This window comes from SAR202 cluster bacterium (assembly GCA_016872355.1).
In the GTDB taxonomy this organism is placed as follows: domain Bacteria; phylum Chloroflexota; class Dehalococcoidia; order Lucifugimonadales; family VGZY01; genus VGZY01.
Genome location: VGZY01000013.1, coordinates 35,387 through 48,539 on the forward strand (window position 1 = coordinate 35,387; position 13,153 = coordinate 48,539).

A 13,153-nucleotide genomic window follows, 5' to 3' on the forward strand; every position below is an offset into this window, starting at 1 on the left:
GCGTAATGGAGAGAGGGCGGCGCAAATGATGGCGCCGCCCTCTCTATTTAGCCTGAATTCGACCTGGTGTTACTGCGTCGCGGGGCGGCCCGCACCGGCCTCTCTGGGCTTGGCTTCGTTCACTGTGAGGACGCGGCCGCGAAACTCCTTGCTGTTGAGCTCATCGATTGCCTTCTGGCCATCGGCGGCGCTGGACATTTCCACAAAGCCGAAGCCGCGAGACCTGCCTGTATACCGGTCCACGATCACCCTGGCGGACGTCACTTCGCCGAACGATGAGAAGTGTTGCTGCAGCGCCGCGTCGTTGACTTCAAAGTTCAGGTTACCGATATAGATATTCATGCCGCAAACCTGCTCCATTTCGAAATTGCGCCATTATAGCACCACAATTTCCAGTGCGCCATCCTGCGAAAACACGCCGTAAACCGCTATGTTGGCGCTAAAGTGCGGCGAAATAATGAAGAAGTAATCATGATTCCCGCCGCAGTCCGTTCCGTGGTGCCCGGTAGATCTTAACGCCCGGCCGCGAGCGCCTTTCGCACTTCGTCTATCGGAATGCCGTGACGGGTGTTGCCATCCCGGCCCACAAGCGTCTCGGCGCGAAGGACAGAATTGATGACGGCCTCTTCTGTAGCCTCAACGGCGGCCCTGAAGAGCGGGTTGAGCTCGGCGTCGTCGATGCCGTGCGTGGCCCTGGCGTTCGAGAATGCAATCACGAAGTCGCCGCTGCCGTGGTCGGCGATGCCGCCTGCGCGGGCGAGGCCGAGCGCGGTGCGACGTGCGATGCGGCCCATCTGGCGCGCGTCCACCGGCGCGTCCGTACCGACGACAATGATGATGGAGCCGCCGGGCTTCGAAGGATCGAAGTCGCTCTTCGGCGGCAGCAGCCTCCGGCCGATGCGAACACCGTCCATCCGCAGTTCCCGAGGGTCACCCGTGTTCGTGAGGGTCGTGACGCCGAGAGTGTAGCGCGCCTTCCCCATTTCGCAGAGCCGGGACGCCGTGCCGATGCCGCCCTTCCAGCCGAAGCCGGTCATGCCGGTGCCCGCGCCGACGTTGCCTTCATCGGAGTTGGCCGTGCGCGCTTCCCGTATTGCCTGGAGCACGTGCTCAGAGCGGACGTGGCGGCCAATGATGTCATTGAGAAAAGAGTCGTTGCACTCTCCCACGAGAGCGTTGAAGGAGAAGACGCCCTTCATTTGACCCGTCGCCCAGTCCACAAGCGCGTCGGCTGCGCGCCAAATGCTGAGGGTGCTGGTCAGGGGGATGGGGCTCTCGATCACGCCGAGCTCCGCCACCTGGAGGAACCCGAGCGCCTTGCCGAAGCCGTTGATCACGTGCACCGCCCCGGTAACCTTGCGCTGGAACACATTCTCCCCGTGCGGCATGATTACGGTGACGCCCGTGCGAACGGGACCTTTGCCGATGGCCAGTGGGCCGTTGCCATCGATCAATGTGACGTGGCCGACAGTCACCTCCGGCACATCCGTTATGGAGTTGTGTGGGCCGCGCGGCATGATGCCGATCTCGAGGCCGAGGTCCTGCGCGCGGGGCCTGGTGTTTGTCATTAGATTTCTCCTGCTTATTCAACGGTATTTGCTCGCAGGGAAGGATATGCCAACCTGCGTGCGTGGGCAACATCAGCCGGTGCCCTATGTTAAGATCCCGTCCAGAATTCATAGCTGTGAGGTAAGTCCGAATGGCCGGCCTGAAGCAACTGACTGCGGAAGATGTTCTGAGATTCAAGGGCGTTGGAGACGCCAATGTCTCGCCGGATGGGGAGATGGTCGCGTTCGTAGTCGGAGACTCCTTCGTACTGGATACGAAGCTGTCCCGGAGCAACATCTGGGTCGTGCCCACTTCCGGTGGGTCGGCGCGCCAGCTTACGACGGGCCCGCGCTCGGACTCCAATCCGCGGTGGTCGCCGGACGGCCGGTTGCTGGCCTTTCTGTCGGACCGTGAGAAGGACGGGCAGCGCCAGGTGTTCGTGATGGCGCGGGAGGGCGGTGAAGCCGTGCGGATCACGGACATCGAAGGGGCTATCCCGTCCCCGCGCAGCCTGGACCCGCTGGCGTGGTCGCCGGACGGCTCACGCATCGCGTTCCTCCTTGTTGATGCGGACACTGAAGAGGAGAAACGCAAGAAGAAGGAGAAATTCGACCAGATCGAGTTCGAGCAGGACCCAAAGTTCGCGCGGCTGTACGTGATAGACGTTCCGGACATCTCGCGCGGGCCTGTGGCCGTGCCGCCGGCCCGGTGCGTGTCGCCCGCCGGACTCCAGATCTGGGAGTTCGGATGGTCATCCGACGGCGCGCAGTTCGCCGCGGTAGTCTCGGGCGAGCCTTTCGAGCAGTCCTGGTACCACTGCCGGCTGGTCGCGTTCCCGGCGGCCGGCGGCGGCGCAGCCAGGACGCTCCACAAGACCGCGCGGCAGGTCTCCAAGCCGGCGTGGTCGCCGGACGGTGAGCAGATAGCGTTCCTTACCTCTAACTGGAGCGACCGCGGGATCACCGGTGGCTCGGTCTATGTCGTCCCGGCTGATGGCGGCGAGGCTCGCGACCTGAGCAAAGGGCATGTTGCCAGCGCCGACTACGTCCGGTGGCTGGGCAACGACCGCGTCGTCACCACCGCGCAGGAGACCGGCGGATTCGGCGTGGCGGACATCGATGTGGTGTCCGGGAAGCGGCGCTCGCTATGGCGCGGCGACGCGGCTCTCGCCCAGGCGAGCACGACGTTCAGCATGGACCGCGAAGGGAATGTCGCCGTCGTGAGGGAAGACCCCACGAGCCCGCAGGACGTGTGGCTTATGCGGCGCAAGGGGCGCGAGGTCGCATGGACTAAGCTGACGGACCTGCACCCGCAGGCGGCGCAGTTCGCCCTGCCGACAGTCCAGGCGCTCAAGTGGAAGGCGCCGGATGGGCTGGAGATTCAGGGAATCGTCATATTCCCGCCGGGTGACAGGAAGGGCCCATTGCCGACCGTCGTCATTCCGCACGGCGGCCCCACGGGCATGACGGCGTGCCGCTTCCCAAACTCCACGCGCTTCTTCGGGATGCTTGCCGCGGCGGGCATGGCGGTCTTCATGCCCAATCCTCGCGGCAGCACTGGCTGGGGTCTGGAGTTCGCGGAGGCGAACATCGGCGACATGGGCGGGAAGGACTGGGAAGACATCGTTGCCGGCATCGACTACTGCGTTGCGAAGGGTATCGCACACCCGGACAGGCTGGGAGTCGGCGGCGGCAGCTACGGCGGGTTCATGACAGGGTGGGCGATCACGCAGACGGACCGCTTCAAGGCGGCGGTGGGCATCGCGGGCGTGTACGACTGGCGGAGCCAGCACGGAAAGTCTTTCTTGAGCGACTGGGACTCCATTCACTACGGCGGAGCGGACCCCTGGGACCCGGACGGCGTGTACAGGAAGTTCTCGCCGATCACGTTCATCAAGCGCGCCAGGACGCCGACGCTGCTGCTGCACGGGGAGATGGACGGAGACGTGCCCGTCGAGCAGTCGTACGAGTTCTACCGCGCTCTGAAGGACCACGACGTACAGACGTCCCTTGTCGTCTACCCCCGCGAGCACCACGGCTTCTCCGAGCGCGCCCACCTGATAGACATGTACCGGCGGACGGTGGTCTGGTTCCGCGAGAGACTGGTGGTCGGTAGGTAGCTACACCACGGTAAGGCACCCCGGCGACGGCACGGATACCACCTGGCCGGAGGGCTCCAGCTTGCCGGTGGCCACGTCTATCCGGAAGACGGTGACGCTGTCGCTCGCCAGGTTGGCGGAGAGCAGGAAGCGGCCCGTGGGGTCGATGCCGAAGGCGCGCGGGGTCTTGCCGCCGCTGGTCATATAGCTGGGCGACGATAGGCGGCCGCTCTTCTGGTCTATGGCGTACGCAACGATGCTGTCGTGGCCGCGGTTGGAGCCGTAGACGAAGCGGCCGGACGGGCCGATGTGGATATCCGCGCAGTAGTTCGGCGCGGTGAAGGCGGCTGGGACGGTCGGCACAGACTGCAGCTCAGTCAGCACGCCAACGGCGTTGTCGAACTCGTATGCGACCATCGTCGAGTTTAGCTCGTGGATGACGTACATGTAGCGGCCGCCGGGATGAAACGCGATGTGTCGCGGGCCTGAGCCGGCCTTCGACCGCGCCCAAGGCGTCGGGGCCGCCGGGATGCGGCCCCGGTCCTCGGCCAGCTCATAGACCATCAGCTTGTCGATTCCCAGGTCTGCGGCAATCGCCCACTTGCCCGAAGGGTCAATGGCGATGGCGTGGGCATAGGCCTTCGTCTGCCGCTTCGGGTCGATGCTCGAACCCTCATGCTGGTGGAAGTCTGACGGCGCCCCGAGCGACCGGTCGAACACGATTGGCAGCGCCGTGACGCTCCCGCCGTCGTAGTTCGCGACGAGGGCCACCTGGCCGGTAACATCCACGCTGACGTAGCACGGGCTCTGGCCCCTGGAAGGCTGAGTGTTAAGGAGCGTCATCGCGCCGCTGGTGCGGTTGAAGCTGAGGGCGCTTACGGCGCCGTCCGGCCTGCCTTCCACCTTCACCTCCCGGCCGCTGACCGCCCCGTGCACGGCGTAGATGGCGTCGCGCTGCGGGTGGACGGCTATGTACAGGGGTTGCGGGGTTTCCACGTTGTGGCCGATCTGCTCCAGCCTGCCGCTCTGGACGTCAAACCTGTACGCGTAGATGCCGTCGCTAGCCTTGTAAGAGCCCACATATACAAGGGTCTCGCCCGACTTCTGGGTCATCGTCTGCCTCTTGGAAAGATTGGTCCCCACGCCGCGCGGAGCATCTTCGTTTCTGCCGGTGGACGTGGTAGCCTACATATTAGTTGCACTTCCGCCCAATAGGAAGGTGAAATGTCCCATTCCGAGCTCGATATTGACCGGTTGAAAAGTTCCCTTGCCGGCGGCCTCATTGGCCGCCGCATCGTGTACGAGCACACGCTGGGCTCCACAATGGACGAAGCGCGGCGGCTTGCCGAAGGCGTCGCCGAGGAGGGGACGGTTGTAATAGCCGAGGAGCAGACGAAGGGCAGGGGGCGGTTCGACCGCACATGGCACTCGCCGGTGGGGGAAAACCTGATATTCTCGGTAGTGCTGCGCCCTACGCAGTGGCAACTCAATTACGTTAATATGGCCGCCACTCTCGCAGTAGCCCAGACTTCAACCGACGCGACGGGCACACCCGCCTCCATCAAGTGGCCGAACGACGTGCGCATTGGCGGTCGTAAGGTCTGCGGAATCCTCATAGAGACTTCCATCGTCAACGCTGACATAAAATATGCCGTTGTGGGAATCGGGTTCAATGTCAATTTCGACATATCGAGTATCCCCGAAATAGCAAATACCGCCACCAGCCTCTACCGGGAGACCGGCAGGCGATGGGACAGGACGGACGTGCTCGGCCGCCTCCTGGGCTATATGGACGGCTATTACGCCTTCGTCCGCTCAGGCAAGTCGATAACGAGCGACTGGTCGAGTCGCATGGATACTCTGGGCCAGGACATCAGGGTGAAGTGGGGGGAGCAGGTAATGGAGGGCAAGGCGGTGGAGGTGGACGATACCGGGAACCTGGTGCTGGAGCGCCATGATGGCTCCAGGTTCACAGTCTACGCCGGAGAGGTCACGCTCAGGACGTGACGCAAGGTGGATAATCTAACTATATGATGAGCGTCTCGTGCTCCTGGTGTGGATACGGCAACCGGCCTGCCTCCCGCTATTGCGGCGATTGCGGCCGCTCCCTCACGTTTACGGCGGTGTGCGCGGCGTGCGCCGCGGCTAACCCGCCCGGCGCGCGGTTCTGCGACGCGTGCGGCGCCGGCATGGCGGGCGCCCAGGCCGGGGCCGCGCTGACGGGTCCCGCGCCTCAGACGGCTGTGGCCTTGACCGGCGGCGCGCCGCAGCTTGTGGGTACGGCGCCCGTGCCCGCGCTTGCGGGGCACGGTGTGACCAACGGGCAGCACGTTGTCCACGCCGCCCCGTCGCAGTCATCGGGCTTACCCGCGGCCGCCCTGCCGGCCCCGCCCGCAGGCGGCGTCGCCAGGCTTTCCAACGCGGTTACGCGGCGGCTGGCGGGGACAGGGCTGCTCACCGCGGCCTCCGCCGCGCTCGCGACGGTTGTCATCCTGTCGCTCCTGCTCAGGCTCGCTTCCCTCGGCGGCACGCCCTCGAACGTCACGGCGGACGAGGCCGATAATCTACAGACGGTCTACCACATCCAGGCCGGCACGGGTCCCGGCTTCTTCGGGCTCGACTGGAAGCCTTCGCCGGCAATGAGCATGTACCTGGTTACCGGCTTTCTCAATCTCTTCGGCAATAGCATCTTTGCCATGCGACTGCCGAGCGCCGTGCTGAGCGTTGTGGCGATTCTTGTCTTCTACCACGTCGTCAGGCCCACGGTCTCTCGCCCTGCGGCCATTGCCGCCACAGTGCTACTGAGCACTAGCCTGTGGTACCTGCACTTCTCCCGGAGCGGGTGGGAGAACATCCACATTGGGCTCTATGGTCTCCTGGCGCTGTTGTGCCTGACGATGGCCCTGCGAGGTCGGAGCCTGCTGCTGTTCGCCGCTTCCGGCTTTTTCGCGGCCGCTGGGCTGTATGGGTACATAAGCGGCAGCGTTATCATCCTCGGCCTGATCGCCACCCTTCCGGTGGGCCTGTTTCTTTACAGAAAGCGTCTGGGCAGGGTGGCAGCCGGCTATGCCCTCCTCCTCGCCGTGTGTTCGGTGCTGTACTACCCACAGATGCAGGAATCATTCGACGAATGGGAGCACTTCACGAACCGCCAGCGCGCCGTCTCCATCATGGGGCAGCAGGATGGTTACATGGGGGACGTCGGCCTTCCCTCCATCGTTGCCTCTCAGGTGGTGCGCAACGTCAAGGGCTTCATCCTGATGGACAGCGGAGTCCACGGCGTGGGACTGAACGCGAGGTACATCGCCCCGGGGCGCGGGGCGCTGGACCTCGGCACAGCCATTATCTTCTGGGTGGGGATGATCGTCTCGTTCCGGAGGCTCCGCGAGACGGCAATATGGTGGATTATGTTCCTCTTCATGGTGTTACCGATCCAGGTGCTCTCCACCGGCACGCCTGACCTTGCGCGCGGCGTGGGATCCGCGCCCTTCTTCTTCCTGTTCGTCGCGCTCGGCCTAGACTGGGTCTTCAAGCTGATGCAAGCAAAGGCCATCCAGGACTTCCGGCCCCTCATGCAGGCCGGGGTGGCAATCAGTCTTGCGCTCATCGTTCTGTGCAACGTAACCGGCTACTTTGGGTGGGTGAACAGCGAGGCCTCGCGCGGCGCACGCCAGCCGGCCGTCGAGAATGCTGAGTTTGCCATCTGGCAGTCGCTGCAGATGCAGGACGCCGAGGCGGGCCGGTTTGGTTTCAACGTGAACCAGTGGCATGAGATGCGACAGCAGTACATTCGATAGCACCGGAGCCTGGCCCTGCCCATTTCATGTCCCTCCTGCAGCTACGATAACCGGTTATCCGCCACGTTTTGTGGCGGGTGCGGCTCCGCATTGCCCGCAATGGCGCAGTGCCTGACGTGCGGGTCAGCAAACCCGGTGCGACAGCGCCACTGCAACGCGTGCGGGGCGCTCCAGCCTGGGCTGGTGGCTGCCGCCGTCGGGGGGCATCCCCCCGCGCCTGCACTCCCGGCTGATGTCCCTGCGCTCCCTACGCCAGAGGCGATACCGCTCCCTGCCGTTCAACGCGTCCCCGCGCCTGTTCAGCAGAGGGTCTGGGCGATCTCCCGTACGCACCTCCTTTTCGCACTGGCGGGGGCCACTTTCCTTGCAGCGGCGCTTCGGCTCATGGCCCCGGGCAGCCCGCCTGAGGGCGCGCAGCCGATAGAGTCCGGCATCATCGCCGCGGCGAAGGCGATGGGGGACGCAGGGCTGTGGTCAGACTCGGCGGGTGGCCAGCCGACTGGCTTCATCTACCTGGTGGGTACGTGGCTCGCGCTTCTCCCGGACAGCACTGCCGCTGCCCGCGCGCTGTCCGCCGTCGCCGGAATCGCATCTGTCGCTGTCTTCTTCCTGTTCGCCCGGCGTGCATGGGGCCAGGGCGTCGCCGTTGCGGGCGCCTTTCTGATGGCCCTTAGCACATGGCACGTCGCGTTCAGTCGACTGAGCACACCTACAGCGGCCCTGCTGCTGGTGGAGTGCGCCGCCATCTATCTGCTCTCCCGGGCGCTGTCCTACAGGGACGATGACGCCAGGCAACGCAACTTGCTCATTCTGGCGGGTCTCTCCTTTGGCCTGGGCATCTACATTGCCAATACGTTCTTCATCTTCGCAGCCTCAATTGTGGTGTTTTGGCTGCGGGAGCTTCTGGCCGCAGAGGTCCCGCTGGCGGTCGGCTACCGCCGCCTGGCGGCTTTCGCCGTCCCGGCACTGATCGTTGCCCTGCCTTACCTCTCGTTCATGGCCCTAAAGGCTGACATGTACGTCGAAGAGACGCGCTCCGTCCTGGTGACGAGCTCTCCTCTGTACACGGAAAAGGCAGGCCGATCCGAGCAGGTACGCTACGTGCTGGCAAAGACCGGGAACACCGCGAAGGCGCTGGTCTGGGGCGACGTGGAAGAGCGCAGCGTAAGGAACAGGCGGGTGCTGGACCCGCTCACGGGCTTGCTCCTCGTGACGGGTATCTTCGTTGCCGCGGCGAGATGGCGTGACCGGTGGTGCTTCTTCGCGCTGGCGCTTCTGGCTGCGGGCGTGATATCCGGCGGGCTCACCCAGGATGCGGGAACGTACGCGCGCCTGGCAGTAACCATGCCGGCGGTTTTCGCGCTGGCCGGCGTGGCGGCCCAATGGCTCGCATCGTGGTCGGAAGGGCGCCTCACCCGCAACGCCTTGATCGGGACCGCCGTGGCCGCTGGGGCGCTGATCGCCGTCGTCAACATCGTCTTCTACTTCAGCGGGCCGCTCGACCCCGCGCCTGACCTCTGGGCGCAAAGTGCAACTTACTCCGAATCCGGGCGATGGTCCGGTTGACACCCGGCCGGCACCGTAATAAGGTTGCGTTCAAGCTGCGTTCCTGATTGGGCGCAAGCCACACCGCACGGGAACATGGGCGCCACCAGATGTTCTATTCCGAAGTCCCACGACCCGGCCCAGACGAGATGTACTGCACCAGTTGCGGCAACGTCGTCAAGCGGCGCGCGGTCATCTGCGTAAAGTGTGGAGTGGCGGTGCAGCAGGCCCTCGGCGCGCCGAAAGGGTAACTGTCTCTCCCAAATCGCGCGTCGCCGCAGGCATCCTGGGCATACTGCTGGGCTGGATAGGCGTCCATCGCTTCTACCTGGGCAGTATTGGGATCGGTATCTGCCAGATCGTCGTGACGCTGGTAACCTTTGGGCTCGGCGGGCTGTGGGGATTCGTGGAAGGCATAGTCATCCTCGCCGGAGGCGAGTGGAAAGACGGCAAGGACCGGGAGCTCGCCAGGTACACTTAGGGCCTTTGCGGAGCGGGGAGGTCGACCATGGCGATGACCGAGGCGCCGTACCCGGCCCGTGACGAGTTTTACTGCTATAGCTGCGGGTCCATCGTCAAACGGCTGGCGGAGATCTGCATGCGCTGCGGCGTGAGGGTGCGCGGCGTAGTGGGGGAAGGGGTGGATGCTGGGCCGCGGCCTGAGGCGCCACCGGGGCCTCTGTAAGCCGCCCTTGAGCCTCCCACGAATCGGCCGCTCTGGATGGTGGCGTCCCGCTGGTAGCCCTGCTGGGCGGCGTGCTCGGCATGCTCGGGGCATTCTTCAGCGAGATTACCGGAGGAGTCCTCTCCGCGTTCGTGGCAGCGCCTGTGGGCGAAGAGATCTTCAAGCCCCTGGGCGTGTACTTCCTCTTTGGGCTGCGTCCGTGGGCGGTGCGCAACCGCTTTCAAACGGCGGCGCTGGCGGCCCTCGGCGGGCTTAGCTTCGCCCTGGTTGAGAGCCTGATATATGTTACTGTGTACTTTCCAAACGAAGGGCCGGAGTATTTGGCCTTCCGTTTCACAGTCCCCGTCGCGATGCACGTGACATGCAGCCTTATCTTCGGGCTGGGAATAACCAGGCAGGTCTTTTGGAACCTCACGCATGGCAAGGGTCTGCCGGGCCGTAGCTGGCCGTTCTTCGTGACCGCAATGGCAATTCACGCAGCCTACAACATAACCGTCACCGTCACGGAGATTGCGGATGCAGAGTAACCGGGGCGGCCAGGCCAAGCCTTCAGCCCTCGTTGAAGTGCGGGTGCAACCGAAAGCGAGCCGAAACGAGGTGCTTGTCGACGCGCAGGGCAGGGTGAAGGTCTACACAACGATTGCCCCCGAGGGCGGGAAGGCCAACGAAGCGGTGGTGGAGGTGCTAGCGGAGCGGCTCGGGCTATCGAAGAGCGCGGTGGGAATAGTGCGGGGGCAGACCACGCGGAACAAGCTGGTAAGCATCAAGGGAATGGACGCGACCACGGCTATCGAGAAGATCAGGGCAAGCGCCCGCCGGTCGGGGCGCTAGTACGCCAGGCTGCGCACGATCGGCAGCAGGACCATCTGCATGAGCAGCAGCGCGATCATCGGCGTCAAGTCGAACATTCCGAAACGCGGGACTACCTTGCGGATGGGCATCAGGACCGGCTCGGTTATCTGGTTCAGGATAACGCTCAGCGGGTCGGTGCCGCGCGGGGATATCCACGACATGATCACACGGCCGAATATCGCCAGCGTGAGGATGTTAATCAGGATCTCGAAGAACCTTACCGTGAACTCCATTATTTCTGGCCCCCGAGCGCCCGCGATTTCTGGTATGCCGCAACAATTGCTTCCAGAATTGTACCCCGAAACGCGTTCTGTTCGAAAACTTTCAGCGCCTCCGCCGTCGTCCCGCCGGGTGACGTGACCATATCCCGCAGCTCCGCCGGGTGCTTGCCGGACTCCTTTACCATGCGCGTCGTGCCCAGCACGGTCTGCAGCACGAGCTTTCGCGCCATGTCCCGCTGCATCCCCATGTATACGCCCGCGTCGATCATCGCCTCAATGAACAGGTACACGTACGCCGGCCCGCTGGCGCTCAGCGCGGTGGACATGTCGATGAACTTCTCATCGGCCACGTACACCTCTTCACCCAGCGTGGCCAGGATGGACCGGCAGACATCCAGCTTCGACTGCTGCACCTGCGGCGTCGCTGTCCACACGCTCATCCCCGCGCCGATCTGCGATGGCGTGTTGGGCATGACACGCACGACGGCCTGGTGCCCGAGGCCGGAGGTGAGAGTCTCCATCTTGGCACCCGCGATAATAGAGAGAACGACCTGCTCCTTCTCGAGGTTGGGCTTGAGCTCGGCCATCACGTCGGCAAGCTGCTGCGGCTTGATCGACAGGACGACGAGATCCGCGCCACTCGCAGCGCCTGCGTTGTCGGCCCGCGCCTCGATGCCGTACCTGCTGGCCAGGTACGCGCGGCGGTCGGCGAACGGCTCCCCGGCGACCAAGTCCTGCTTGCCGGCAATCCCGGCCTTGAGTATGCCGCCGATCATCGCCTCCGCCATCATCCCGCCACCGACGAACGCTATGCGCATGGTAGAGATGTCCTCGCTAAATTTCGTCTTCTCACGGCGCGTCGACTGTTTGACTCCCTCCTCTCCATGAGGGAGAGGCCTACGGGGCCTTATCCGTAGAGCCTGCCCTGAGGCTTTGCGAAGGGGTGAGGGCTATCGGCTCTTTTGCCTTCGCTCTTTTCGGATCGTACGGGCAGGTCCCCGTGCCTGCCCTGGGCGGGGTCCGGCCCTGCAGCCATCGCCATCCATCCAACAGCCTTAGCCCTCACCCTTTGCCCGGAGCGGCAAAGGCCTCTCCCTCGGGGAGAGGAGGAAAACCGCCCCTCTGCCTCCCCCCCCCCCGACACCCCCTAGTCGCCCAAAGCGGCGACGTCTCCCCCCGACCCTACCTCAGCTTGCTCTCGCTGGCCAGGTCCACGGCGACCACTATCGCCTCCAGCATGCTCTGGTGGTCCGCCACGCCCTTGCCGGCGATGTCGAACGCCGTGCCGTGGTCCACAGACGTGCGGATGAACGGCAGCCCCAGGTTCACGCTGACGCTCTTTGCCCAGTTGTGCACCTTGATCGCGATGTGCCCCTGGTCGTGGTACATTGCCAGCGCTACGTCGTACTTCCCGTTAATCGCCTGGTTGAACACAGTGTCGGCCGGGACCGGGCCAATGGCGTTGATGCCGGCGGCGCGGGCAGCCTCAACGGCGGGTGCGATGTGCTCGCCCTCCTCGGAGCCGATGAGGCCGCCGTCGCTCGCGTGCGGGTTCAGCGCGGCGACTCCGATGCGCGGGGAAGGGAAGCCCCAGCGCTTGAAGTTGTCGTGCGTGAGCCTGATCTTGGAGAGAACGTTGTCCTTGGTGACGTAATCGCATGCCTTTCGGAGCGATTTGTGGGTGGTCATGTGGACGACGCGGAGGGTGTCCGCCATCAGCATCGTGGCGACCTCTGTCGCGCCGGTCTGCCGCTGGAAGATCTCCATGTGGCCGATGTCCTTGTACCCGGCCATCTTGCAGGACTCTTTGTTGATCGGCGCAGTGACGATGGCCGCGATCTTGGTCCCGGTGGCCATCTCGCCCGCGCGGAGCACCCACGCCACAGAGGCCTTCCCAGCCTCAGGCGAGTTCTTTCCAATCGCAATCGCCGCCGTGGACACCCCGTCGACTTCCATGACATCGATCGTCCCGTACGATCCGCGTGCGTCCTCCGCGATCTGTATCTTGCGGACGGCGGCCTTCGACTCGGCTAGCCTCACGGCCGCCTGCATGGTGGCGACGCTTCCGACGACAACCGGCCGGCACTTCTCATAAATGTACCGCTCCGCCAGCGCCTTTGCGGTAACCTCTGCGCCTATGCCGGCGGGGTCGCCCATGGTGATTGCGAGCACGGGTCTGGTGGCCAAGCTATGCGTCCTGGATAGAGTAGCGTCAATTATACGGGCTACGCGCGGGCGGGTACAGGGCTTGTCAGCGTGCCCGTGGACGCTTGGAGACTTCTGCCATCTCGCAGCAGTCCCTTACGCTTCTCGGACCATCTTGCCCCAAAGTCAGCCCTCATAACCAAACGGGCCGTTTTTTATACATGAATTTTGGGTCAAATTTGTTGAATATCAGTATTGACAA

General features: G+C 64.2%; 13 protein-coding genes. 7 read left to right on the forward strand and 6 right to left on the reverse strand.

Annotation, left to right across the window (positions count from 1 at the left end; translation table 11 throughout):
• Positions 1-69: 69 nt before the first annotated feature.
• Together FJ319_04750 and FJ319_04755 are read right to left on the reverse strand one after the other, a co-directional pair.
• Positions 70-342 carry an RNA-binding protein gene (locus FJ319_04750; protein ID MBM3933597.1) on the reverse strand — a complete coding sequence of 91 codons (273 nt, stop codon included), beginning with the start codon at positions 340-342 and terminating at the stop codon, positions 70-72.
• Positions 343-512: 170 nt separating this feature from the next.
• The gene (locus FJ319_04755; protein MBM3933598.1) at positions 513-1,568 is read right to left on the reverse strand and encodes a P1 family peptidase; all 1,056 of its coding nucleotides are present in this window, start codon (positions 1,566-1,568) and stop codon (positions 513-515) included.
• A gap of 131 nt (positions 1,569-1,699) precedes the next feature.
• On the opposite strand from FJ319_04755, the gene FJ319_04760 reads away from it, so the two are divergent.
• A complete protein-coding gene (locus FJ319_04760) occupies positions 1,700-3,667 on the forward strand; it encodes a S9 family peptidase (GenBank protein MBM3933599.1) in 1,968 nt (655 codons plus the stop codon).
• Here the strand turns inward: FJ319_04760 and FJ319_04765 are convergent, their stop codons facing one another.
• Positions 3,668-4,759 (reverse strand): lactonase family protein, encoded by a 1,092-nt coding sequence (locus FJ319_04765; GenBank protein ID MBM3933600.1) that lies wholly within the window; start codon positions 4,757-4,759, stop codon positions 3,668-3,670.
• 111 nt (positions 4,760-4,870) lie between these two features.
• Between FJ319_04765 and FJ319_04770 the strand changes: the two genes are divergently transcribed.
• The 6 genes from FJ319_04770 (at position 4,871) to FJ319_04795 (ending at position 10,504) form a co-directional block, all read left to right on the forward strand.
• A complete protein-coding gene (locus FJ319_04770; GenBank protein MBM3933601.1) occupies positions 4,871-5,653 on the forward strand; it encodes a biotin--[acetyl-CoA-carboxylase] ligase in 783 nt (260 codons plus the stop codon).
• 23 nt (positions 5,654-5,676) lie between these two features.
• Positions 5,677-7,443, forward strand: coding sequence for a hypothetical protein (locus FJ319_04775; protein ID MBM3933602.1), 1,767 nt, complete (start codon positions 5,677-5,679; stop codon positions 7,441-7,443).
• Positions 7,444-7,533: 90 nt separating this feature from the next.
• Positions 7,534-9,009 carry a glycosyltransferase family 39 protein gene (locus tag FJ319_04780; GenBank protein MBM3933603.1) on the forward strand — a complete coding sequence of 492 codons (1,476 nt, stop codon included), beginning with the start codon at positions 7,534-7,536 and terminating at the stop codon, positions 9,007-9,009.
• A gap of 133 nt (positions 9,010-9,142) precedes the next feature.
• A complete protein-coding gene (locus tag FJ319_04785; protein ID MBM3933604.1) occupies positions 9,143-9,469 on the forward strand; it encodes a TM2 domain-containing protein in 327 nt (108 codons plus the stop codon).
• A 275-nt stretch (positions 9,470-9,744) separates the two neighbouring features.
• Complete coding sequence (locus tag FJ319_04790; GenBank protein ID MBM3933605.1) at positions 9,745-10,200, forward strand: PrsW family intramembrane metalloprotease; 456 nt, start codon at positions 9,745-9,747, stop codon at positions 10,198-10,200.
• The gene (locus tag FJ319_04795) at positions 10,190-10,504 is read left to right on the forward strand and encodes a DUF167 domain-containing protein (protein MBM3933606.1); all 315 of its coding nucleotides are present in this window, start codon (positions 10,190-10,192) and stop codon (positions 10,502-10,504) included. The genes FJ319_04790 and FJ319_04795 overlap by 11 nt, the downstream gene beginning before the upstream one ends.
• Here the strand turns inward: FJ319_04795 and FJ319_04800 are convergent.
• The 3 genes from FJ319_04800 to pdxA form a co-directional block, all read right to left on the reverse strand.
• Entirely contained in the window at positions 10,501-10,758 is a 258-nt protein-coding gene (locus FJ319_04800; GenBank protein ID MBM3933607.1) for a YggT family protein, read from the reverse strand. The two genes, FJ319_04795 and FJ319_04800, sit on opposite strands and share 4 nt — an antisense overlap.
• On the reverse strand, positions 10,758-11,564 hold the full coding sequence (locus FJ319_04805; GenBank protein ID MBM3933608.1) for a pyrroline-5-carboxylate reductase: 807 nt from the start codon (positions 11,562-11,564) through the stop codon (positions 10,758-10,760). The genes FJ319_04800 and FJ319_04805 overlap by 1 nt, the downstream gene beginning before the upstream one ends.
• 364 nt (positions 11,565-11,928) lie before the next feature.
• Positions 11,929-12,966, reverse strand: a complete 1,038-nt coding sequence (gene pdxA, locus FJ319_04810) for a 4-hydroxythreonine-4-phosphate dehydrogenase PdxA (GenBank protein ID MBM3933609.1) — start codon at positions 12,964-12,966, stop codon at positions 11,929-11,931.
• Positions 12,967-13,153: the final 187 nt, after the last annotated feature.